Raw genomic sequence first — 25,645 nt, forward strand, 5'->3', positions numbered from 1 at the left:
GCTTAGCGTCACTTGCGCACTTTGTGTGAAAGCTTCCGCTAATGATGGACTAGACTACTTCTTCGAGAGGGCTTCAATAGAAACTTTTCTTAACGTTTAAGAAAGTATAAAATTTGATACCATGTTTTCTTCAAATTTAATACTTTCTGACGGCATGAAAAGCTTCCTCAAATGATGGACTAGACGACTTCTTCGAGAACGCTTCAATAGAAGCTTTTCTTATATTCACTCTCTTTCTATGTGCAGAATGGAGGATGTATGATGACTTTTTCCCTTGAGACTCCTGAAATGCTACAAGCTATTTTAAGTTCTATAGATGAAGGAATCCATGTTATTGATGCTGACGGTAAAACGATCTATTATAACAAGGTTATCGCTGCTTTAGATGGGCTGACGGAGGATGAAGTGATTGGTCAGCACGTCTTAGACAGTTTTCCTTCTCTTGATATGCACACGAGTACGTTTTTGCAGGTTCTTGGAAACGGAAAACCATTGATGAATCAGCCACAAACATATGTGAATGTAAAGGGAATGAGAGTGAACACGATAAACTCCACTCTACCTATTTATGTGGAGGGTCGCATGGTAGGAGCTGTTGAGGTAGCGAAGGATATCTCAAAAATGAAAGAGCTTGCTGAGCGTTTCGTAGATCTTCAAGCTAGACTAGTAGCTCATGAAAAAGCTAAAGTGCCGAAAAATAAGCATTCAGAATGGTATGAACTAGATCATTTTCTCACTCAGGATCCGCTGATGCTTAATGTGAAAAAAGCTGTTCTTAAGGTGGCCCAATCCACTTCTCCCGTTCTAGTTTATGGAGAAACGGGAACAGGTAAGGAAATTATTGCTCAAGCTCTCCACTCTGCTTCTCCCAGAAAAAAGGGCCCCTTTATTGCTCAAAATTGTGCAGCTCTTCCAGAGAGTCTCCTGGAAAGCCTACTTTTCGGCACGACCAAAGGTTCGTTTACCGGTTCAACGGATCGTAAGGGATTGTTTGAAATTGCAAACGGAGGCACGTTATTTTTAGATGAGCTTAATTCGATGCCTGTGGAGCTTCAGGTTAAGCTGTTACGGGTTTTACAGGACGGAGCGATCAGAAGAATAGGGGATCATAAAATGATTCCGATTGACGTTCGGATTGTAGTAGCGATGAATGTAGACCCACATCTAGCCGTGCAGAAGGGACAATTACGTTCTGATTTGTATTATCGGATTCAAGTTGTTTCTATCTATCTAAGCCCTTTGAGAGAAAGGCTTCAGGATATCCCGTTATTAATTGATCATTTTGTTCATATCTATGCGTCCGAATTTGGTAAAGAGAATGTAACACTTGATTCAGCTGTGCTAGAGCAAATGAAGCTCTACAGCTGGCCGGGAAATGTTAGAGAGCTAGAGCATGCTATTGAAGCAGCTATGAACTTTGCTGAGGGAGACATCCTTGAACTAACACATTTTCCTGAGCATTTACAGAAGCTTTGGGGTGAAGGAATGACTGAGAAAGGGGCGCGAGATGAGCAGGCAAGCTTTTCTTCAGTCAAAGATCATCATATACTACATGTGAAATCGGGTATGAAGCTAGAGGATACAACTGAAGAAACGGGAGCTAAAGCTCTTTCCCAACGAAATACTTCTGTTATCACTGACCAAGTTCCACCTTTAAGAGAAACCCTGGAGCGAGAGGAGAAGCGTTGGATGCAGCAGGCGTTGCTTAAGACAAAAGGGAATGTGAAACAAGCGGCAGATCTTTTACAAATTCCTAGGCAAACGATGCAGTATAAGCTGAAGAAATATCAACTCGAGGTGCCAGTTTTCCGGCACAATCAAATGGAGTAAATAAAAAGTAGTTAAAGTCATCGGCTATCTCACAAGCTATTTAAGCTTGGTGAAATAGCCTTTTTTCTGTTCTAGCCTAAATTGATACGAGAAATTCCATATTTTATCCACTTTGGCATAGCTTTTGCATAGTAAAGGGTAGATAAGATTTTGTTATATCCTATAACTTACGTAGTAAGTCGTTAGCCAGGCTTGGTAAACACCTTAGTAAACAATTAAGCAAATTCTAAGCAGCTAAACACAGAATCATGAAGGGAGGATAAATATGAAGGGACAGAAATATGGGTGTCACAGGGTGCTGGAGCCAGCAAACAGCTTACCTCAGCCTGCTCAAACGCTAAACCCTGATTTGCCCATCTATGATAATGAGCTACTTATTAATGTAGAAAGGTTAAATATTGATTCTGCCTCCTTTTTGCAGCTTAAGTCTACAGCCAATCATCATGAAGTTCATTCAAATGAAAAGCACATAGCGGATCAAATCCTAGCCATTGTAAGGGAAAGAGGAAAGCTGCATAACCCTGTCACCGGCTCAGGTGGTATGCTAATTGGCACTGTAAAGGAAAAAGGGCGCCACTATCCCTCAGAAAAGCTAAAGATTGGGGAGCGGATTGCCTCGCTTATCTCTCTAACTTTAACACCCTTATATATTGAAGAGATTCTTTCTGTAGATCTAGACACGGCCCAGGTTGAAGTGAAGGGTCACGCCATCCTTTTTGAATCAAGTCCTTATGCAGTCCTTCCGCAGGATATACCTGAAGCACTGGCCCTGGGAGCACTAGATGTCTGTGGGGCGCCAGCTCAGGTTCAACAGCTTGTGAAAGAAGGAGATACCGTATTGGTCTTGGGAGCAGGAGGGAAGTCGGGTCTCTTGGCAACCTATCAGGCAAAGAAGAGTGTGGGTGAACAAGGACGTGTGATTGCTGTGGAATATGGGGAAGAATCCTGTGCCAGTTTAAGGAAGCTAAAGCTTGCTGATGAGGTTTTGCAGGCAGATGCAACTCAAGCAATGGAGCTATATGACAAGGTAGTGAGTGCTACGACTGGAATGCTTGCTGATGTAGTGATTAATTGTGTGAACGTTCCTCATACAGAGATGACCTCTATTCTATGTACAAAGGAGGGTGGCATCACATACTTTTTCAGTATGGCGACTAGCTTTACAGCGGCAGCTTTAGGAGCAGAAGGGGTAGGGAAGGATATTCAATTAATGATCGGAAATGGCTACACTCGTGGTCATGCTGAGCTTACTTTAGGCTTGCTTCGAGAATCCCAATCTTTACAGGAGTATATGCTTGGTAAGTATGTGAACTACCCACCACTTAACACCAAAGGTATTTGAAGTGGGGGCTTCCAACTGATGAATAGCTTGGAATTTTTTTCAGTGAAGTTTGGCATTTAACTTTCGACCGTGTAGGCAGCCCTTATTCACTGTGGATGATTCACACATCCATTATCCCTCACTACGTCAAATAGTTTGGGAGTACATGGTTAAGGTTCTTGTTACCTTGAACATTTTACGCACAGAAGGTTCCTTTTCTTCTCTGTGCAACCTCATATGTTCAGTTTTCATAGAACGTATGTTTCATTTTAGCACATGCGTTTACGTTGTGCTACACAAAAAAGGTAATTCATCTCCCACCTAAAGATTCACTTTTTAAGAAGGAGTCTTCTCACCTAATGATAGATAAAGGATGAAAGAAAGCAAGTCAATAAAGGAGGAATAGCTATGACAAGGCAAATTAGACCATGGAAGGATATAGAGATTTGGAAGGACGTCACGGAGGATGAGTGGAACGACTGGATGTGGCAGCTCACGAATACGATTCGTACAGTGGATGACTTGAAAAAAATCATCAACCTAACTCCAGAGGAAGAGCAAGGAGTACGAGTTTCAATGGAAACGATCCCATTGAACATTACGCCATATTACGCCTCAATCATGGATCCAGACGATCCGAGATGTCCTGTGCGTATGCAATCTGTACCTATTTCCTCGGAAATTTCAAAAACGAAATACGACCTTGAGGACCCGCTACATGAGGACGAGGATTCTCCAGTTCCAGGCTTAACCCATCGCTATCCAGACCGTGTTCTTTTTTTAGTTACTAATCAATGCTCTATGTATTGTAGGTACTGCACACGCAGACGTTTTTCCGGACAAGTGGGCATGGGGGTTCCGAAAAAACAGCTAGACGCAGCGATTGCCTATATTAGAGAAACACCAGAAGTGAGAGATGTTCTGATTTCAGGTGGGGATGGTTTACTCATTAACGACAGGATTCTGGAATATATTCTAAAAAACTTAAGAGAAATTGAACATGTGGAGATAATCAGAATTGGTACACGAGCTCCCGTAGTATTTCCGCAAAGAATTACAGAAAATTTATGTAATATTCTTAAAAAGTACCACCCTGTTTGGCTCAACACTCATTTTAATCATTCGTTAGAGATTACACCGGAAGCGAAGCAGGCTTGTGAACGGTTAGTAAATGCAGGTGTACCGGTAGGAAACCAAGCGGTCATTTTAGCCGGAATTAATGACAGTGTACGTATCATGAAACAGCTTATGCATGACCTAGTACGCATAAGAGTTCGCCCTTATTACATTTATCAATGTGATCTTTCTGAGGGAATCGGACATTTCCGTGCTCCTATTTCTAAAGGTTTAGAGATCATGGAAGGCTTGAGAGGACACACGTCGGGCTATGCTGTCCCTACGTTTGTGGTGGATGCACCTGGTGGGGGTGGAAAGATTCCAGTAGCGCCGAACTACATCATTTCACAGAGTGCAGATAAGGTGATTCTGCGTAATTTTGAAGGTGTGATTACGTCTTACCCTGAGCCAGAGGAATATACGCCAGGTCTTGCTGACCAGTACTTTGATGAAGTGTATGGGCCAAGTGAGAAGCGTTCAGTGGGGATTAGCGCCATTATGGATGATACAGAATTTAATTTAGTTCCTAAAGGTCTTAATAGAATGAAGAAAAGAGAGTCATATGAAGCTTCTGGTAGAGAGAGCTTAAAGGATCGCAGAGGAAAAAGGGATGAAATGAAAGAGAAGCTCATCACGGCGTATGATAAAAAGAAACAGGGAGCAGCAGAGAAGAATCAGGAGAATAAAGAAGACATGCAGGAAAACTCAGACGACGAAATTAAAGGAATTAAGGATATCAAGGATCAGGTAAGAAAACCACAGGAAGAGAAAAGTGGGACGTAATGTCTACTTTTACACCCTCTTTATGGGGCCTCGTTCCCACAGCAATGAAGCGACTTTCTGTCGTCGGGCTAGCCAAAAATGTAGGGAAAACGACCGTTTTGAATTGGCTGATTGAAGAGGGAATCGAAAGACAGCATATTTTAGGTCTGACAAGTATAGGGGTGGATGGAGAAGAGCTGGACGTATGGGAGGGGCATGCCAAACCAGCTATTCCTATCTATACGGGCATGTGGGCCGTTTCTGCTAAGGCTGCTCTAGCTGACTCAAAGGCCGGCTTTCGTTATGTAAAAGAGCTTAAGGCAAGCTCCCCCTTAGGACCAGTCTATCTTGTTCAGTGCACTCATAGTGGAACTATAAAGCTTGGGGGGACCCATCTTTTAACGGATATCGAAATGGCTCATACTGCATTTTTTGCCCAGGGAGTGACACATTCCCTTATTGATGGTGCCTATGATCGAATAGCAGCAGCTCAAACGAAAATCGCTGAAGGATTTATCCTGTGTACAGGACAGACTGTAGCGACAGATCTTGAATCTGCTTTGGGCAAAACAAAAGAAATTCTATTGCGCTGGAAATTACCCTTTTGGAGCGGAACTTTTCCTTCAGAGCTTAGGAGTGTCGCCTATATGAAGGAAAGACAATGGGTGCAAAGCTCAATGATACATGCGATGCCATTTTTCGATCAATTACGAACGGAGCTAACCTCTGATTTTGAGGCGCTATGGATTCCGGGTGCTTTGACTGAAAATATGCTATTGAAATGCTTATCCTCTAAAAGAGCCTTTCCTATTCTCCTAGATAATCCAACCAAATGCTTTGCAGGTCAAGATACCTTGCTACGTTGGTTCAGAAAGGGTGGGGAGATTTATGTGCGAGAAAAAAGTGAGCTGCTTGCTTTAGCGGTCAATCCATTCAGCGTTCAGCAGGGGTATAGCACAGAGCCTTGGCTGGCAGAGATGAAACGCATCGCTGATCCGCTCCCTGTTATTGATGCCAAAAGAAGACTTCTAATCTAGGTTAGTTGAAAGATAGATAAGATCAAAATCAATGAACTTTCATTCTAAGGGTTGCAAATGTCCGTTAGAGATCCAATCAGTTAAAAATGGCGCTCTAAGGGTCATAAATGTCCGTTACAGGTGAGAGGCAGGCCAAAGTTGTCTCTGCTCATCTATGATGAGCATTATGAGAGATTTAATGATCTGAAGAGGAGAGTTGTGAGAAGGTGTTGTTTAAGGGAGGGTTGTTATGAGAGGGAATATGGAGCAAGAGCAAACAGAGTTCCGCACAGAGGTCCGCCGATTGTGGGCAGACTCTGTTACTTTAGCTACTTTACAGTGGGAGTCGATTTTGGAGGAGCTTAAGCCCTTATCTATTTTCGGAAGAAACTTTAAAAGGCGACTTACTCCTTTTGAGACTGGTGAAGAAGAACTGTGGCTAGAGGAAATTCGGCTTTCCAAAGCCTTAGAGCAGATGGAGCATGAGCTGAGGGATGAAGCATTTCTTGCGGCGTTAAGGGCTATTCCTAATCCTTTATCCTTTCTGGCTTTGTTAGAGCAAGACGAAACGGGTGATCAATCGGATTGGTTTGTGTTAAAGCAGTTTTTACAGCAAGCCCTTGTAATTCTACAGCCTTTTCTTAAACTACAGTCAGATCTGCAACAAACACAGCGGCTTCTTCATGCTTGCCTAGCTCCTCTAGGTGCTGAGGATAGGGGGCTATCTTTAGATAAGATCAGTCCTAGGCTTGCTGATTGTCAAGGGAAGGCTGCTCGACTTGAAAAGGAATTTCAGCAACATAAAACGCTACGAATCCAGCAGCTTGAGCGCGAACTAGAGCATGAACTAGATCAAGTACACAGGCGAGAACAACATATACATGAAGAACAAGAACACAGAAAGAGAGAGAAGCAAGGAAAGCTAATTACTCAACGTGACCGCTATGTTTATGTTTCTATCTATGATCAAAAGGCTTTGGAGATATGCCGTGCTCGAGCAGACCTAGAACAGAAGCAGCAAACTCCTTTTGAAATCATTTTTGCTTTAATTCCAGACGAACAGGAGAAAAAGCTAGAAAATAGTAGAAAAAAGCTTCAGAAAGAGCTAGAACGTTTAGAGCAGGAATCCTTACGTCAGTTAGCGCAAAACATCCGCCCGTTCCTGCAGGAGCTTCATCAGGTGACGGTAGAGCTCGGTAAATGGGATTGGCGTAGGGCTAAATGGGCTTGGAAAAAAGCAAGAAATTTAGAGTGGCCGATGCTTGGAGAAAGTTTGGTTGTACGGGAGGGTAGATTTTTACCGCTGCTGGATAAGCTCGAAGGTGAGGGAAGGGCATACAGTCCCTTGCATGTTCAGGCTGAATACGGCTGCACGTTATTAACGGGAATGAATATGGGCGGTAAAAGTATAGCCCTTAAAACGATTGGCTCACTATGCTTGCAGGCTCACTTTGCCCTACCTGTGTCCGCTAGTTTCTTCCAAACTGCTCTATTGCAAGGGCTGCAAATGATTAGTGGTGATCAGCAAAGCGTGACACAAGAACTAAGTACATTTGGAGCTGAAATGCACCAGCTTGGACAGACATTGGTCACATCTAATAAGCTCATCCTTCTGGATGAACTGTCTAGAGGTACGAACCCGCATGAAGGAGAGGCATTGGTATACGCTGTTATGAAGCAACTGGCTGAGAGCAAGAGACATATATCTGTCCTTGTCAGCCATTTTACATTCAAGAAGGATATTCCAAATATTCGTTGCTATCAATCTGGGGAGATGGATGGAACGGGGAAAATTAGCTACACCCTGCGTGAAGTTCAACAAGGGGGAGCACCACGACAAGCTTTTTATGTGGCTGAGCAGTTAGGGGTTCCTACTGAAATCATTGAGCTGGCTAAGCAATATCTTTCTAAAACGCTTAGTATAACCCAAGGGGCTAGAAAAGCTAGAAAGGCTGGAGCGGGAGAAATGAATAGAAAGACCAGAACAGTTAGAAAGGCTGAAAAAACGGCTGAAGACAATCTAGGGAACCAAAAGGGGGAGGCGTATGGGGCAATTAAGAGTGGAGAAGGAAAAGATAGCCTACGCTAGGCAGCTAGCTAAGGAAATAGCAGGGGATATGGATCAATTTATTGCTCAAAGATCAACGGTAGCCTCGGAACGAACTGTGCTTCGACTTTTAGGTATTGATGGTGTAGCAGACTTTGTGCCCTATCCCAACTTGGTGGTCGAGCATTTACAGGATAAAGGCTTACTAGAGCAAGGAGCGTATGCTCCAGTGTTAAATGCTATGCTCGCATGGGATTGCTCTGCCCAACAGATTGCCGAAAGAGTAGCTGCGGGGGATGTACACTTAGACAAGGTACCTCAGGTAAGCGCTCAGCGCTATGAGGAAGCAAGCAGGCAGGTAGTAGCCGAAAGACTAGCTTTGCTAGAGAGACGAAAGCAAGAAAGAGATACGTATATACAGCGCTGGGGAGACGGAGAGCAGCCCTACCTGTACGTCATCGTAGCTACAGGAGATATCTATGAGGATGTAACACAAGCGAAGGCTGCGGCTAGACAAGGAGCAGATATTGTAGCCGTAATTCGCAGTACAGGACAAAGTCTACTCGATTACGTCCCCTATGGCATTACGCGTGAAGGCTACGGTGGAACCTATGCCACACAGGAGAATTTTCGTGTCATGCGTGAAGCGTTAGATGAGGTGGGTGAAGAGCTAGGGCGCTATATCAGACTGTGTAACTATTGCTCGGGCTTGTGTATGCCTGAAATTGCCGCTGCTGGAGCCTTGGAGAGATTGGATGTCATGCTGAATGACGCTTTGTACGGTATCCTTTTCCGGGATATTAATATGCAGCGAACGCTAGTCGATCAATATTTCTCCAGAATGATTAATGCGTATGCTGGTGTGATCATCAATACAGGAGAAGACAATTATTTAACGACTGCTGATGCTGTAGAAGCGGCTCATACGGTGCTAGCTTCTCAATTTATTAACGAGCAATTTGCTTTTCGCTCTGGGCTGACTGCTGCTCAGCAGGGCTTAGGTCATGCGTTTGAAATTAATCCAGAGCTTGAGGATGGCTTTTTACTTGAATTAGCTCAGGCTCAGCTTGCTCGTCAGATTTTTCCTGAAGCCACTTTGAAGTATATGCCTCCTACGAAACATATGACGGGGAATATTTTCAAGGGTCATATTCAGGATGCACTTTTTAATGTCGTGTCTATCATGACCAAGCAAGGTATTCAGCTTTTGGGGATGATGACAGAGGCGATGCATACACCGTTTATGCATGATCGTAAGCTTGCTATTGAGAATGCGCAGTACGTTTTCCGCACAATGAAAACCCTTGGAGATGAGCTTGAATTTAAAGAGGGTGGGAAAATCGAGAGACGAGCTCAGCAGGTTTTAGAGGAAGCCATTCAACTGTTGCAGGATGTACGAGATCAGGGTTTATTCCTAGCTCTTGAGGAAGGGCGGTTTGCTGACGTAAAACGCTCTAGAGAAGGTGGGCGAGGATTGTCAGGGGTATTTCTAAAAGCACCAAGCTACCACAATCCGTTTGAGGATGAATTGCGTAGTCGATTAGGCCTTGAAGCTAGGAAAGCACAGCTGGCAGGAGGTAGGGAAGCATGAATCAAGCTTCATTTCGTCCATACGAGTTAGATCATACACATGTTAGACCCTATGGTGATACGTATAATGATGGAGCGATACAGCTAAGCTTTAGCTTGCCCGTCCCATACGGCGAAGAAGGGAAGGAAGCAGCGCGAAAGCTCGTCCAGAAGATGGGCTTTGAGGATGTGCAAGTGTACAGTGCTCAGGACTTGGGAGAGGGATTCAGCTTTTACATTGTGTACGGTCATTGTCAGCATGCCGTTGATTACTCCTCTATCTATGTCCCTAAGGTAGAATCTCAGGTGATGAATTTTAAAGAGATTAATGAATATATTAAGGAGCACTTAGGAAGGAAACCTGTCGTTATTGGAGCGTGTACGGGGACGGATGCCCATACGGTAGGTATTGATGCGATCATGAACATGAAAGGCTATAACGGAGAATATGGTCTCGAGAGATATCCTGAGATAGAAGCGCTGAATATGGGCAGTCAGGTATCTAATGAACGCTTGATTGCCAAAGCGATTGAACTGAATGCTGATGCTTTGCTTGTATCACAAGTAGTTACGCAAAAAGGCTCACATATTAAAAACTTAACAGAGTTGGTTGAGCTACTTGAAGCAGAGGGCTTAAGGGAGAAGTATCTGCTGATATGCGGAGGGCCAAGGATTAACCATGAGATGGCACTAGAGCTGGGCTATGATGCTGGTTTTGGTCCGGGGTCGCTAGCCCCTGATGTGGCTTCTTTTGTCGTGCAGGAGCTAGTGAAGAGAAAGGACAGGGAACTCTCTCAAAAGTAAGTGTAGAATGACCTGTGTACGGTCAGCTATTTGTAGTATTGTTCGGTCCTTGTTTAATTTCCAACTGTAACGGTCATATTCGACTCTTAGACTTGGCTCGCTCTATTCCTTAATTAGAATTAAATAGATATAATTAAGAAGAGGATAGTTAGTTAATATAATTGCTAATATTCTCTTTTTAGGTTTGACATAATTGTTATTAAGTTTGAAGGTAGGAGTGTAGAAGAAGGGACAGAAAGATTTAGAATTTACGGGGGTGTAGTCATGAATCCAATTCTTCTTGATATACCGGAACAGTTTGAAACCGAACGACTTTTATTGCGGGTGCCTCAGATTGGCGATGGAGCCATGGTTAATGAGGCAATTAGAGATTCTTATGAATTTTTGGATGAGTGGATATGGGTTAACCAAATTCCAGAAACCGAAGAGACTGAAGCAAATGCTCGTAAACTTCGAGCGAATTTCTTTTTGCGTGAAACACTTACTTTTTATATGCTAGATAAAGTTTCCGGAACGTTCATTGGTTCTTGCAATCTAGTAAGGATAGATTGGAAAGTGCGCCGCTTTGAATTCTTTTACTGGATTAGGCAATCTGCTTCTGGACACGGATATATGAGTGAAGCCGTGGATGGAATGACACAATTTGCTTTCGAAAATCTTCAAGCCAATCGCATCGAAATACGTTGTGACACTAGAAATGATGCCAGTCGTAGGGTTGCAGAGCGTTGTGGGTATCACTTGGAAGCCATACTTATAAACAATTTTATCGATCAAGTTGCTGGCGACCTCAGAGATGAGTGCGTCTACACAAAGGTACGCTTGAAGAATGGTTCATTAGGTTACCCAACGTTACAATCAGATGAGTAAATGGGCGCTTTACTCCATTCTTTTTGCCCCATTGCAAATCAGTTGCTTATTCCAAAATCAGTTGAACTCTATAAAATCATTTGTATAGTATAAAATCAGTTGGAACCTATAAACTATGTTGTTAGAGTCCTCCGGTTGAAGACTAGTGGCAAAACTGTTTCTCTAGACCCACATGACCCTTAGCATGTATGATTTTCTGAGAGGAGCTTACACTATTAACCGGAGGGTACGTCTATTGGAAGCATATAATGAACTTAAACAAGGAGAAAGAGGGGCCTGGCTTAGTATTATCGCCTATGTAATTCTCTCTTTCGTTAAAATATTTATAGGACAAACAGCTAGCTCTGAAGCGTTGATGGCGGACGGCTTGAATAATGCAACGGATATCATTGTGTCCATTTCTGTGTTGATCGGGCTAAAAATTTCTCGGAAGCCCCCTGATCGTGATCATCCTTATGGTCATTTCAGAGCAGAAACGGTGGCTTCACTCATCGCTTCTTTTATCATGGTAGCTGTTGGTCTTCATGTTCTCTATCAAGCTACGATGAAGGTGTTTCAGCCTGCTTTGGAAACTCCGGATATGGTAGCAGCGTGGACAGCGTTAGGAGGAGCAACGGTGATGTTCCTTGTTTTTTGGTATAACCAACGATTAGCTAAAAGAATTAATAGTAATGCGATGAGAGCCGTAGCGGTGGACAATCGGTCGGATGCGTTGGTGAGTATTGGGGCCTTTATCGGAATCGTAGGCTCACAGTTTGGTCTACCATGGCTTGATCCTTTGACGGCTTTTATCGTGGGGCTAATCATTTGTAAAACGGCATGGGATATTTTTAGGGATTCCTCACATGCCCTAACAGATGGCTTTGATGATAAGAAGCTTGAAGAGATTAAAGCAACGATTTCGAAAATTAGTGGAGTAAAGTGTATCAAGGATATTAAAGGAAGAGTGCATGGTAACAATGTTTTTATCGACGTGATTATAGGGGTAGATCCATCCCTTAATGTTGTAGAAAGTCATACAATAACAGAAATTGTAGAGGAGAAGCTGAAAAAAGAGCATCGGATTGCCCACAGTCATATTCACATTGAACCGGAATAACTGAAACAAAAGTAAGCAAAAATAGGCAAAAGTAAAAAGCATAAGCATAAGAGTGGATCTAAGGGAAGCAAGAGATGAGCTGCTTCTCTTTTTTTATTTACTTTTCATTTAAGTTTAAGGTTGTGAAAGATAGGAAATAAAAAGATATTCCTTAAATGAAAGATAGGTTGATGTCATGAGACTAAGTAACAAATTTCATTGGAGTTGAGAATGGTTATCAATTATAATGAAGGGAGAAGTTATATTGAACAGCTAAAAAAGGCAGGGGTGAGGAATCTGGACATTCAAGATCACATACTATTATGGAATAACGCTGCACTTAAAGTGCTCGATATAAGACATCATAAGCTAGAACCAGAACAATCCTTACCTGCGTATCAACTGCCTGCGAGTACCTTTCTTTATGTGGTTGGAGGAAAGGCTCAAATTTTTCTAGATAATAGGATGTATAACATAGACCGGACTTATGTGTGTCATGCTGGAAAAGGAGCATTTTTAGATATTCTAGAGATTGTTGAGGAATTGGAATATTATTTAGTTTTCTATAAAGCTACGTTGTCCCTACCCTATCGAAAGCAACTCATTCGTATACAAAAAGCTAGTAACCCTTTTCAAATTCAGTATGGGTTTGCCCCTAATCATCCTATTTCTCTGTTTTTAACGATAGAGCAGATGGATAAATACTGGCAGCAATATGGCATGCTAGAAAAGTTTAGAACGAAGGGTCTCTTTCATCAATTTGTCTATGAGCTACTTAAGCAGCTTGAGGAGCAGGGTGAAAGGATACAATCTCCCAATCTTGTTACACAAGCCGTTCGATATTTAGAGGAGCGTTACGCAGACCCTATTACTTTGCCTTTATTAGCAGAGGATTTTGGCTGTACGCCAAGGCAGATTCAGAGGCTTTTTAAAGCAGCTTTTAAAATGGGACCAATGAAATACCTAACCATTGTACGAATAAATCAAGCAAAAGTATTACTGGACAAAGGCGATTTTTCTTTAAAACAGATTGCTGAAGCCGTCGGATATACAGATAGCTATTATTTCAGTAGGTTATTCAAAAAGTATACGGGGCTATCACCTGTCCACTTCAAAGAGCAGAGTCTAAGAGATCTAGGTCGCCAAAATCCATCCTTTCTGTCGTTTTTACCTATTGCTGTAGACAAACGACAACGGTATAGTGATGATGATAATCATTATCACTATAAAAATAAAGGAGCATTACCGATCATGTATAAAAGTTCAAAATCAGCTATGGCTATAAGTATGATGCTTACCCTAACACTACTCCTTAGTGCATGTTCTGGTGCTACAGGTACTGGTAGTACAAGTAGCCCTGCGACAAATTCACCAAGTCAGTCTACGGGTCAAGGTAGTGAAGCAGGAAGCAGTTCAGCAACGGGAACAGAGGGGGCAGCTAGGATCATTCAACACCTTAAGGGTGAAATGACGCTAGAGGAAGTTCCGCAAAAAATCGTCGTCTTAGACGTTCAATATATTGATCATATGCTTGCGCTTGGCGAACAGCCAATAGGAAGTGTTATTGCTACAAGCGATAAAGCAGACTTCCCTGAGTATTTAATGGATAAGTTACCTGACAACGTTAAGATATTAGGAACATACCAAGAGCCTAACCTAGAAGCGATTCTGGAAAGCGGACCAGATTTAATTATTAGTACAGAGTTCCAAGAAAATGTGTATGATGATTTAACAAAAATTGCACCAACTCTGATGTTTGAAAGAAATGAGGATTGGCGTACGGTTATAGAATCTTTTGGAAAAATTTTAGATAAAGAGCAGGAAGCAAAGGATGTTGTGGAGCAATATCAGCAAAAGGTTAGCGAATTGAAGGTAAAATTAGAGGAAAAGCTTGAAGGGGAAACGGTGGCTTTAATTAGGCCGCGTGAAGAAATGATTCGCCTACACGGGACAGATCATCGTACGGCAGCTATTCTGTATACGGATCTTGGTCTGAATCCTCCTGACATGGTGCAAGAGGCAGAATCTAGTGAAAGCATTGCCCTTGAGGTGATGCCAGACTTAAACGCAGATCATCTCTTTCTCTTAATGGATGATTCGAATACAGAATTAATCGGAGAATTTCAAAATACGAACGTGTGGCAAGGCTTAACGGCTGTACAGGATGAACAGCTGTACGTGGTCAATACGACTATGTGGATTGGATACTATGGTCCTTTAGCCATTAATCTTGTTATCGACGAAATTGCTGAAGCCTTTGAAGATCAATAAATAGAGATGATATAACAGGAGTGATTCGGTGAAATCACTCCTCTTTTTTTGTAATTATGTATAATGGAGATATAACTATTCGATTTGCGAAATGTTTTAATCATTTCTTATGAAAATCAGGCTACTCTAAGTCTAACTTATTTTGAAAGGAGTTTTTCTATGAAAGCTTTTCAGAACACATTACACCGCTCAGATATTCCTGTGGAGCAGACCTGGAATCTTAATGATTTATTTGCGACAAATGAAGCTTGGGAAAGGGAATTGACTTCCTTACAGAGTGATATTCAAACAGTATCACAGTATAAAGGAAGGATACATGAGGGGGCTAAAGTATTACTAGATTGCCTGCTTGCTAAAGATGCGCTGAGTGAACGAGTAGCACGTGTTATGACCTTCGCTCACTTACAGCTTTCTGAGGATGGTACAAATTCAGTGTATCAGGCAAATACAGCAAGGGTGGGCTCCGTACTTTCATCGGTTAGAGCTCAATCCGCTTTTATTCAATCTGAAATTTTGGCCGTAGGTAGTGAAACGATCCATCATTATATAGAGGAAGAGCAGGGCTTAGAGGAGTTTCGTAAAACACTTACTGATCTGTTAGAACAAATACCCTACAGGCTGTCTCCAGATACAGAAGAAGTCCTAGCAGCCTTTGGAGAGGTGCTTAATGCTCCGTATATGATTTATGAAAGAAGCAGAACGTCAGATATGCAGTTCTCTTCCTTCACAACAGAGGATGGGGAAGAGTACCCTTTAACCTTTAACTCCTTTCCTAAATATGAAGGGGAGGCTCAAACTGAACTACGTCGAAAGGCTTATGCTACTTTTATAGATACACTCAAACAATACAAAAACACGTATGCAGCTACGTATGCAACAGAAGTCAAAAAGCAGGTTGTTGAAGCGCGTCTACGTAATTATCCTTCTGTTACGGATATGCTTCTCCATGAGCAGCAGGTTACAAAGGAAATGTACCATAATCAGCTAGATACAATCCAAGCAGAGCTAGCCCCGCATATGCGTCGCTTAGCCAAATTAAAGCAGCGTGTGCTGGGCTTAGATAAGATGAGCTTTAGTGATCTGAAGGCTCCTCTTGATCCTGAATACAACCCGAGGATTTCTTATGATGAAGCGGCTAAACTTGTTCTCGAGGCCTTAGAAATCATGGGGCCAGAATATATGGAAATTATGGAGCAGGGCTTGTATAATCGCTGGGTGGATTTAGCAGACAATGTGGGCAAGCGATCCGGTGCATTTTGCTCAAGTCCTTATGGGGTTCACCCGTATATTTTGATGACCTGGAACGACTCTATGAGAAATGCTTATACATTAGCTCATGAGCTAGGGCATGCCGGACATTTTAGCCTAGCAGGTCGTTATCAAAGGATTTCTAATACACGTCCATCCACATATTTTGTTGAAGCGCCATCAACGATGAATGAAATGCTTCTTAGCCAGCATATTCTAGCAAAATCTACTGATTCACGTATGCGTCGCTGGGTGATCCTTCAATCTCTAGGTACTTACTATCATAACTTTGTTACTCATATCCTAGAGGGGGAGCTCCAACGTCGGGTTTACGAGCTTGCTGATAAAGGTACACCTATAACAGCTAAGCTTTTATGTGAACAGAAAACAGAGCTGCTATCTAAATTCTGGGGAGATGCCGTGGAAATGGATGAAGGAGCAGGCTTAACATGGATGCGTCAGCCCCACTATTATATGGGCTTATATCCATACACCTACTCTGCTGGTCTCACAGCTTCTACAGCGGCAGCACAGCGAATTCAAAGTGAGGGGAAACCAGCTGTAGACCGTTGGTTGTCTGCTTTAAAAGCGGGAGGAACATTAAAGCCGCTTGAGCTTATGCAGCTTGCTGGTGTGGATATGTCTACTCCTGCCCCGATTAGAACAGCTGTAGCCTATGTAGGCTCATTAGTGGATGAGTTAGAGAATAGCTTCTAACATGATTGATTATGATAAGAAGAATAACTTGTGATGAAGGAGAAGTGGATACGATGACACAGAGAAAAGAAAAGGTAGAGGCAGGTTGGAACTTTGATAATAGCTATGCACGTTTGCCACAAGGTTTTTTCTCAAGTCAGAATCCAGTCCCTGTACAATCACCAAATCTAATTATCTTAAATACTGAATTAGCTGATGCTTTAGGATTAAATAGTCATGCCCTAAAAAGTGATGCTAGCCTTGACATATTTGCAGGTAACAAGATTCCTGAAGGTGCTCAGCCACTTGCTCAAGCGTATGCGGGTCATCAATTTGGTCACTTTACCATGCTGGGGGATGGGAGAGCTGTTCTGCTTGGTGAACAGATAACACCTACAAAAGAGCGATTTGATATACAGCTAAAAGGCTCAGGTCGTACATCTTTCTCGCGTGGGGGAGATGGTCGAGCAGCACTTGGTCCTATGCTTCGAGAATATATTATTAGTGAAGCGATGCACGCTCTAGGCATTCCTACTACACGGAGTCTGGCTGTGGTTACGACTGGTGAACCTGTGTGGCGAGAAACTGGTCTTCCGGGTGCCATCTTGACGAGAGTGGCTGCTAGTCATATCCGTGTAGGGACGTTTCAGTATGCTTCAAGAATGGGAACGTTTGAAGATCTCAAGGAACTTGCGGATTATACCATACAAAGACATTATCCCAACATTCAATCATCGGAAGAGAATAATGATAAGTATATTAGATTCCTGCAAGAAGTCATTAAGCGTCAAGCCTTTCTTGTGGCAAAGTGGCAATTAGTAGGATTTATTCACGGTGTTATGAACACCGATAATATGGCGATTAGTGGAGAAACGATTGATTACGGTCCATGTGCCTTTATGGATAGCTTTGACCCAGCAACAGTGTTTAGTTCTATTGATACACAGGGACGCTACGCCTATGGAAATCAGCCGTATATAGCCGTATGGAACCTAGCAAGACTGGCAGACAGCATGCTATCCCTATTTGCTGAAAACCAAGAGGAAGCGATTAAATTGGCAGAGGCTTCCCTTTCAAGTTACTCTAAGCATTTTCAACAAGAGTGGCTAAATGGCATGAGAGCTAAGCTCGGTTTATTTAATGAGGAAGAAGAGGATGAGTCTTTGGTTAAAGAGCTTCTTAGCTTAATGCACAGCTATAAGGCGGATTATACAAATACCTTCAGGTCATTAACGTTAGGGAATATGGAGGATACTGAGCTGAGTGATGCTCCAGAATTTAAGCAATGGTACGAGCAATGGGAAAAAAGACTGGATAGGCAGGAAGAATCTAGAGATTCCTCGGGGCATTTGATGCAAAAATCCAACCCTGCCATCATTCCGCGGAATCATCGGGTTGAAGAAGCGCTAGATGCCGCTGTGGACGACGGAGACTATACTGTGATGAATAGTCTACTGGAAGCCTTAGCTGATCCCTATGCTTACTCGCCTGTTCAGGAAAAATACACAGCATTACCCCAAGCGTCAGATTTCCCTTATCAGACATATTGTGGGACGTAGGGATCAAAGACAGTCTGTTGATTTCGATGTGTATCTGCACATCAAAATATTCAAACATCCATGTAATAGATATATGGATGTTTTTTTATGATCTTTATAAGCGCAACCAATGGTTGAACTCTATCCTCGTAAGGTTCTACAATAGCGTTATACATTTCAAGGTTTGCCTTATTCTTGGATTTCGAAGATCCATTCGGATATCAGTGGATGCTAATAAATGAGAAAGGCTAATTACTACTATCTTATTCCTAGCCCCTCAGCTTGAGGATACGATTTAGGTTTGTTTAAAAAAGTCAAATAAGGTACAGTAAGAGAAGATAAGATAGATGCTGGTAAAGTAACAACAGGAATGAAAATAATGTTTTAGAGAAGATAAATATAGGAATGCAAAGAAAGTTAAAGAGAAGATAAATTTAGGAAAGAAAGTATAGAAAGATAATTAAATTCAATTGAGGAGGCACAAGCATGACAACAAAGCAGAAGCTTACATTATTTATAGGCTCTTATTCCGAAGTGGGATCGGAAAGTGTTCATACATATTCAATGGATGAGGAGAGTGGCAAGCTGACTAAACTAGGAGTATTACAGGGACTCAAAAACCCAACCTTCCTAAACCTTGATACACAACAGCAGAAGCTTTATACCTTCTCTGAAGGTATCTCACCGGATGGAGAGCGGACAACAGAGGCGGTAGCCCTTGAATATAGCCCCGAGACGCTTAAATTGAGTGAGACAAGCCGTTCGTTGGGGAGGGCAGGATCATCCTGCCACATTCAACGAGACAGAAGCAGTCGCTATTTGGTCCTAAGCAGCTATAATGGTGGAAGTGTAAGTCTAGTTGCCTTAACAGAGGAAGGCGAGATCGGAGAATGGCTAGATGTCCAAAAGCATGAGGGGCATGGTGTAAATCTGGATCGCCAGGAAGGGCCGCATCCTCATTCTGCACAATTTAGTCCAGACGGGAAGTATATCTATGTCCCTGACTTAGGGATTGATCGTATTAAAATCTATACGATAGACAGTAGCCAACAAAAGCTCATTCCTCATGGTGAAGTGTCATTACGGCCAGGTGCAGGACCACGCCATATGACCTTTCATCCGAATAGCGCTTTTGCCTATGTGATTAATGAACTAGACTCAACGGTTACGGCTTTTACCTATGATCAGGCAACAGGATCGCTTGAAGAGATAAGTACCGTTCCAACCCTGCCAACGGCTTGGCAAGGGGAGAATATCTGTGCAGAGGTAGCCATCTCAGAGGATGGCCGTTACCTATACGGCTCGAACCGAGGACATGACAGTCTTGTAGTGTTTAAAATTATGACTGATGGGAAGCTGACCTACGTCGAGCATGTGTCCGTTGAAGGAGCTCATCCTCGTCATTTCGCACTTGCTCCGGGAGGAAAGTTCCTAGTGGCCGCCAATCGGGATACGAATAATCTTGCTGTCTTCCGCATCGATCCTACTACAGGGAAGCTACAGTTTACAGGGGAGTCCGAATCGGTCTCTAAGCCTGTATGTGTAGTACCTGCTTATTTGTAAAAAATTAAAGCCTATCCACCTAGAGCAAGGACAGCAACCCTTCAATAGGTAGGGATAGGCTTTTTCGTCATTTACATTGATTACGATTGCTACTAATTGCTTTTAGAAAGATTTATTAATTCAACGTTTATTCTGCCATTTAAGATACTCTTCCTTATTCTCCACGTAAGATACGCTGTGTATCCACTGACTCATAGCGATCATGAGGAACAGAACCAAGAATTGAAGATGGAGTTTCACGATGTGTTAGCCATAGCTGGTGTAACGCACGAGTACAGCCTACATATAAAAGCTTTGCTTCTAGGTCATTAGCCGGGTAAGAAGCTGCATCAACATTTAGAAGAATGACGGCATCAAACTCAAGCCCCTTTGTTAAGTAAATCGGAACAATTGAAACTCCACCACTATATGCTTCACTCTGTGCATCAATTAGGTTGGTTCCAACGTTTAATCCAAATAGCTTTTGCTGGAGCTCTCTAGCTCCTTTTTCCGTTCGTGTAACTATGGCCATACTTTGATATTGCTTATCCTGCATCAGTGCTACCCATGCTATTAGAAACTCAAGCTGTTCCTTGTCTTTAAGACCAACAACCTTCACGGGCTCACCACTCCTAAAAACAGGCACAGCCTTTGATACACCGAGCTGGGCTTGGTCAATCATATGGTTGGCAAACTCGATGATTTCTAGTGTGGAGCGGTAGCTCTGCTTTAATTCAAAGTAAGAGGTTTGCGTCTGTGGGAACAAGCTTTGAAATTCTTTCCACGATAGTGTTCCCTGATCGGCATGAATCCCTTGAGCTAAATCCCCAAGGATAGTAAAGGAGCCCCCGCGAACCAATTCCTTCAACAAATCCACTTGAAAAGGGGAGAAATCCTGTGCCTCATCAATGACAACATGATCGAAGCGATCCTCCTTATTAAAGCCATTCAGCTTAAACTGAATAAAAAGAAGGGGGGCAAGATCTTCATAATCAATAAGCTGCGTCTTGAAAGTCGCTAATGACTCTTCTTTGACGTGAGCAGGAATGGACTCTATAATCTCCATAAGCTCTGGAGCTGTACGTTTAGTAGACTGAAATAGATCTTGGTAAATATCAAAGGGGGAGAGGCTGTTCCAAGATTTGGCCCAAGTTCGCAGCCTTTGACTAGCCGTCTTCTTATAATCCTTTACCGCCTGTATTCCTTCAATCTGTTTAAGCTCACCTTCAATCCAGCGCTTCATCCGTGCAATGATCCTTTCCTTACGCTGGGCAAGAGGATAGGAGCGATACTCTTGGGAGTACCAATTCCGCAAGGTGGATACATTAATGACTTTTCCTTCCCAGGCAACAAATTCTTTGTCGGGGAGTAGTAATTTTTCCAATGTAGCAATGTAAGAGGTGATAAGATACTTAAAGGCTTTAGAGCCTTTATATCTACCGGGTTTCTCTAACGCTCCACCATTTGAAGCTTCCTGTCGCTCAAACCTTCTGTGATAACGTTCAGAAAGGGGACGAAGCTTTACCTCATCCTCTAATCTCTCTAAAACCCAGGTAGGAAAGGTGCTTTGTTGGATGTCCCCCACACCAAGCTCTGGCAAAACGTCAGAAATATAATCTAAAAACATGGTGCTCGGTGCAAAAATCATCATTCGCTCTGGGCGAACCTTTTCTCTATATTCGTATAAGAGGTAAGCTAAACGATGCAAAGCTACTGTGGTTTTTCCGCTTCCTGCTACTCCTTGAATGACTAGGGCAGAATCCTTAGGCGCTCGGATAATCTGATTCTGCTCCATTTGGATGGTAGAAACAATATCACGTAGGCGATTATCCTTCCTTTCTCCTAGCTTGTATAAAAGGAATTCATCCGTCCCTTCTAAGTTATGCTCACCCTTCACAAAGCTATCAACCACACGCAAAAGCTGCTGTTCGCGAATCACTATATTTCGTTTCAAAAATAGAGTTCCTTCAACAAGCCCTTCGGGCGCTTCATAAAAAGCTATTTCCTCCTCACCACTGAAGCCGTAGAACATACTGGACAACGGAGCGCGCCAATCAATGACGAGAGGCTGCTTATTGTCATCGTTCATCACGCCGACCTTTCCAATATAATAAGGGGCTACCCGCTCTGTCTCAAGCTCTTGAAAATCTAATCTTCCAAAGTAAGGCTCCTTTAAGGAGCGCTGTAAGCTCTCCTTTGCTTTTTCATTCATATCATCTAAAACCTGCTCAGTAAAATCATCTCCAACATATCTTTCCTTGGAGGAGCGCTCCTGCAAAAACTTTGTAATAAGTGATAAGGTAAGCTTTAGCTGCTGCTCCTCTTGCTGATGTGTAGATGTTATAGAATCTGAATCCATGAAAATCCCCCTCCTTCTTCGGTACATTATAAAGTTTGCCACGTAATCGAAAAAAAGAATAGACTTATATTTTGTATTTTGTTATGATGTATTGTAGGAAGTGCCAAAAAACAATAACCTAAAAATTACCAATTTATAACGATAATAAAGCGCCACTACTTTTAAAGTAAAGGCGCTCTTTTAATGCCGTTTTTCAAAGGATTGACTAGCTTTTCCGTCTGTTGAAAAGAATGGTTACTAGAGCAATAGATACAACTAGCAATCCACCGAACCAAAGGATAGTCAACCAAAGATTATTATCTATTGGTGTACCAAGAAGCAGACCCCGTAACGTTTCAATGAGAGGAGTCATCGGCTGATTTTCAGCTACGACTTGAAGCCAAGCAGGCATCGTTTGTGTCGGGACAAAAGCACTGCTTAGATAAGGTAAAAACAACATGGGAAACGTTATAGCATACGCTGTTTCTACTGTCTTGACGAATAAGCCAAAGACAATAAACAACCAATTGAGAGCAAGCAAGAACAGGCTCAACACCCCAATCACCCCAAGCCACTCTAAGAACCCTGCTTCTGGTCTAAAGCCTAAAAGGAGAGCCACAATAAAAGCTATAGTAGTGGCAAGTACATTTCGAACAAAGCTACCAATCACATGACCAACCATTAAAGAGGAGGGGAGAACTGGCATACTCCGTAAACGGTCAAACAATCCTCCTGTCATGTCTTGAGCAACAAGGGCAGCTATCATAGAGCTTCCAAAGCCCATACATGTAATAATAACGCCAGGAACAACATAGTTCACATATTCTGTTCCGGTTTGAATGGCACCACCAAATACATAAACAAATAAGAGCATAACAATAATAGGCAGCAAAATACCCATTAGAAGAGATTCTATATCTCGAAAAATACGTTTTATACTCCGTAGGGTCATCGTCCATCCGTCTATAATCGCCCAATACGCTTTAGACTGACTCATTAGACTGCACTCCTTTCAGCTGCGGGGCTGGTTATACTTAAAAAAACATCATCCAGTGTCGGCTTTCGAAATTCGACAGAGGTGGGTTCAATTCCGTGTTCATGTAATACGTTTAACAAATTTCTTAGCTCTTCCGTCTGCCCCTTGGTGTTCAAGGAAAGAGTCAAAGATGTAGTGTCCATCTGTCCTTGTAGGAGGTGGTTTGCCTTTTCAAGGTAACCAAGCTGATTGAAGCCTAGCTCTACTTTTTCATTTCCAATCATCCGTTTTAAATCCTCAGCCGTCCCTTTTTGCACAATTCTTCCACCATTCATAATCGCAATTTCATCGGCAAGCTGGTCAGCCTCTTCAAGATACTGAGTGGTTAGAAAAATCGTCACTCCAGTTTTGGCTAGCTGTTGAATCAGATCCCACATATTTTTGCGACTTCTAGGATCTAATCCTGTGGTTGGCTCATCAAGAAAGATAATTTCAGGGTTGGAAAACAGGCTGATGGCAATATCGAGTCTACGTCGCATTCCCCCCGAATAGGTTTTCACTAGTTTTTTAGCGGCATCTACCAGATCAAACTGTTCTAGAAGCTCTCTTGTTCGTTCTTTTACCTTTTTAGAAGCAAGGTGATTTAATCGTCCCATAATGAACAGATTTTCTTCTCCTGTCAAAAGCTCATCAACAGACGCATACTGTCCAGTTAAGCTGATTAGCTTCTTAACGTCGTTTGGAGCGTGATTGATGTCTAAGCCAGCAATCCTCACAGACCCATGATCAGCCATGGTTAGAGTAGAAAGGATACGAATGGTCGTTGTTTTTCCAGAACCATTTTCACCAAGCAGGGCAAAAATCGTCCCGCGAGCCACTTCAAAGCTTAATCCATCTAACACAGTATGGGCTCCATAACTCTTCTTTAAATCAAGGACAGAAATAACGGAATCATGCATATAGAAGACCTCCTTATTATAGATTGACATAATCAATCAAAAATAACAAAAAAATAGTAGAAAGAAGAAAGGAAACTATGGATGTTTCCCTAAAATTATTTGATTGATTTAATCAGTCGATAAAAGAATACGATGTCTCGCAATGAAAGTCAATCATTTTTTGAGGAGTTGAAAGAAGCTATCAGGCTGCAATCATCCTAATTAAAATGCTAACCTTCCATTCTGTATTCTCCTTCCAAAATAACGGATCCTCAGCCATGATACCTGACAGAATCGTTAGGTACATACGAAGTAGCTCTTCTGCATTGCCTTCAATAATTTCTCCAGACTCCTGACCTTCCATAAATAAAGGATACAAGGTTTCTATATAGACTTTGCCCGATTGTTCAATGAGTTCATGAATATGAGTAGGTAAATCAGGGGAGGAATGTAAATGCTGAATGATTCGAAACACATCACCAGTTCTTCCTGTATCTCCTTCTTTAAAGGCGACCATCATAAACGATTTAATTTTCTCCAGGGCGCTCAGTTGTTTCTTATTCAACTCATCAAACATTTCCTTCGTTTTGTTTCTCTCCATGCCCCATTCGAGACTTTCATAAAGCACCTGCTCTTTAGATTCAAAGTAATGGTACACTAATCCATAGCTTATCTTGGCTTCTTTTGCAATCATATTCATTTTCGTGAGCTTAATGCCATTATCAGCAAATACTTTAAGAGCAGCTCGCATAATTTGTACTTTTCGTTCCTGTTTCTTTTGTTCTAATTGATCCGTATTCATAGGTGACATATAGCGTAATAGCCTCCTCGTGATTGGGAATGTGTATATGATCTTACTATCATTTTAAAATCAGTAGTTAGATTGATTTTTTCAATCAATATCATATGGATAACTTTATGATTAACTTGTACACCTGTCAAGCTACTCCAAGGACGGGATCAACTCTACAGTTTGCTTCCTCTTAGACCTAATCGCTAAACTTTCTTCACATGGTTAGAAGACAACCGCACCTTACTATGCTTCAAAATTTCTCCGGGATATTTACATTCCCCCAGCCATGCTTCCTTCTTCAAAATTTGAGCCTTACAGCAAGCACTCAAATAATGTTTTGTATTCATCCGTTTTCTACTCCCCAGCCTCTCATGACACTTCGAACAATAGAGCTCAAAGCCCTTCTGTGGAAGCTGTACCACATTGGTTGATATAGCCCCAACTCTACGCAATTCTTCTTCAAAGACGGGATGTCCATCTTCAAAAGGCTGCCCTTGGATAAAAAGATGATAATGACAAAGCTCATGGAGCAAGACAGCAATAAAAATCTCTGGTGGAATAAAGCGTACAGCATGCTTGCTTAGCTCAATGCGTAGTGCCGTTCGTGTCCTGCCTCTACTTGAGAACATAAAACGTCCCATCGATTTAGTTAATCGGCCATTCCAGAGAACAGGGATATCACAGCGTTTGCCCCAAAAATGAAGAGATAGTTTTTGGCTTAGATCTTCAAGCTTCTCTGAATCTACGTTAATTGTTTTAGGCTCCACACTACTGATCCCTCCGTCTATACCTAAATATGAAATAAAAATTTAATAATAATTATATATTTATGAAATTTTTTTTCAAAAAGTATTAAGATTTACGATGCCTGTGCCGATGAATAGTAATAGATGAA

The 25,645-nt window shown here is 42.2% G+C and carries 17 protein-coding genes and 1 pseudogene; 13 read left to right on the forward strand and 5 right to left on the reverse strand.

Translation table 11 applies throughout. The features are described 5' to 3' along the window. Positions 1-258 precede the first annotated feature (258 nt). The 13 genes and pseudogenes from J2S11_RS04850 (at position 259) to J2S11_RS04910 (ending at position 19,726) form a co-directional block, all read left to right on the forward strand. Positions 259-1,830 carry a sigma-54 interaction domain-containing protein gene (locus J2S11_RS04850; RefSeq protein WP_307391689.1) on the forward strand — a complete coding sequence of 524 codons (1,572 nt, stop codon included), beginning with the start codon at positions 259-261 and terminating at the stop codon, positions 1,828-1,830. A gap of 265 nt (positions 1,831-2,095) precedes the next feature. Further along, positions 2,096-3,172 (forward strand): L-erythro-3,5-diaminohexanoate dehydrogenase, encoded by a 1,077-nt coding sequence (gene kdd, locus J2S11_RS04855; protein ID WP_307391690.1) that lies wholly within the window; start codon positions 2,096-2,098, stop codon positions 3,170-3,172. 387 nt (positions 3,173-3,559) lie between these two features. Next, positions 3,560-4,957: pseudogene (kamA, locus tag J2S11_RS04860) on the forward strand (lysine 2,3-aminomutase); the annotation flags it as partial. A 92-nt stretch (positions 4,958-5,049) separates the two neighbouring features. After that, positions 5,050-6,066: a lysine 5,6-aminomutase reactivase subunit KamB gene (kamB, locus tag J2S11_RS04865; RefSeq protein ID WP_307391693.1), complete on the forward strand. Its 1,017-nt coding sequence runs from the start codon at positions 5,050-5,052 to the stop codon at positions 6,064-6,066. A 229-nt stretch (positions 6,067-6,295) separates the two neighbouring features. After that, positions 6,296-8,134 carry a MutS-related protein gene (locus tag J2S11_RS04870; protein ID WP_307391697.1) on the forward strand — a complete coding sequence of 613 codons (1,839 nt, stop codon included), beginning with the start codon at positions 6,296-6,298 and terminating at the stop codon, positions 8,132-8,134. Beyond that, on the forward strand, positions 8,091-9,683 hold the full coding sequence (kamD, locus tag J2S11_RS04875; protein ID WP_307391700.1) for a lysine 5,6-aminomutase subunit alpha: 1,593 nt from the start codon (positions 8,091-8,093) through the stop codon (positions 9,681-9,683). Before J2S11_RS04870 ends, kamD begins: the two co-directional genes overlap by 44 nt. After that, a complete protein-coding gene (gene kamE, locus J2S11_RS04880) occupies positions 9,680-10,465 on the forward strand; it encodes a lysine 5,6-aminomutase subunit beta (protein ID WP_307391702.1) in 786 nt (261 codons plus the stop codon). Before kamD ends, kamE begins: the two co-directional genes overlap by 4 nt. Before the next feature lie 264 nt (positions 10,466-10,729). Beyond that, entirely contained in the window at positions 10,730-11,332 is a 603-nt protein-coding gene (locus J2S11_RS04885) for a GNAT family N-acetyltransferase (protein WP_307391705.1), read from the forward strand. Between the two features lie 235 nt (positions 11,333-11,567). Then, positions 11,568-12,431, forward strand: coding sequence for a cation diffusion facilitator family transporter (locus J2S11_RS04890; RefSeq protein WP_307391709.1), 864 nt, complete (start codon positions 11,568-11,570; stop codon positions 12,429-12,431). Positions 12,432-12,641: 210 nt separating this feature from the next. Further along, entirely contained in the window at positions 12,642-14,681 is a 2,040-nt protein-coding gene (locus J2S11_RS04895) for an AraC family transcriptional regulator (RefSeq protein ID WP_307391712.1), read from the forward strand. Positions 14,682-14,840: 159 nt separating this feature from the next. Next, positions 14,841-16,646 (forward strand): oligoendopeptidase F, encoded by a 1,806-nt coding sequence (gene pepF, locus J2S11_RS04900; protein ID WP_307391714.1) that lies wholly within the window; start codon positions 14,841-14,843, stop codon positions 16,644-16,646. A 53-nt stretch (positions 16,647-16,699) separates the two neighbouring features. Further along, on the forward strand, positions 16,700-18,184 hold the full coding sequence (locus tag J2S11_RS04905; protein WP_307391717.1) for a protein adenylyltransferase SelO: 1,485 nt from the start codon (positions 16,700-16,702) through the stop codon (positions 18,182-18,184). Between the two features lie 465 nt (positions 18,185-18,649). Then, on the forward strand, positions 18,650-19,726 hold the full coding sequence (locus J2S11_RS04910; RefSeq protein ID WP_307391720.1) for a lactonase family protein: 1,077 nt from the start codon (positions 18,650-18,652) through the stop codon (positions 19,724-19,726). Between the two features lie 154 nt (positions 19,727-19,880). Here the strand turns inward: J2S11_RS04910 and J2S11_RS04915 are convergent, their stop codons facing one another. From J2S11_RS04915 to J2S11_RS04935, 5 genes are all read right to left on the reverse strand, one after another. Then, a complete protein-coding gene (locus J2S11_RS04915) occupies positions 19,881-22,064 on the reverse strand; it encodes a HelD family protein (RefSeq protein ID WP_307391724.1) in 2,184 nt (727 codons plus the stop codon). Between the two features lie 205 nt (positions 22,065-22,269). Further along, complete coding sequence (locus J2S11_RS04920; protein ID WP_307391726.1) at positions 22,270-23,040, reverse strand: ABC transporter permease; 771 nt, start codon at positions 23,038-23,040, stop codon at positions 22,270-22,272. Next, on the reverse strand, positions 23,040-23,978 hold the full coding sequence (locus J2S11_RS04925; protein ID WP_307391729.1) for an ATP-binding cassette domain-containing protein: 939 nt from the start codon (positions 23,976-23,978) through the stop codon (positions 23,040-23,042). The genes J2S11_RS04920 and J2S11_RS04925 overlap by 1 nt, the downstream gene beginning before the upstream one ends. Positions 23,979-24,159: 181 nt before the next feature. Then, positions 24,160-24,768, reverse strand: a complete 609-nt coding sequence (locus tag J2S11_RS04930) for a TetR/AcrR family transcriptional regulator (RefSeq protein ID WP_307391732.1) — start codon at positions 24,766-24,768, stop codon at positions 24,160-24,162. Between the two features lie 185 nt (positions 24,769-24,953). Beyond that, positions 24,954-25,517: a SprT-like domain-containing protein gene (locus J2S11_RS04935; protein ID WP_307391734.1), complete on the reverse strand. Its 564-nt coding sequence runs from the start codon at positions 25,515-25,517 to the stop codon at positions 24,954-24,956. Positions 25,518-25,645: the final 128 nt, after the last annotated feature.

The organism is Bacillus horti (genome assembly GCF_030813115.1).
GTDB lineage: Bacteria > Bacillota > Bacilli > Caldalkalibacillales > JCM-10596 > Bacillus_CH > Bacillus_CH horti.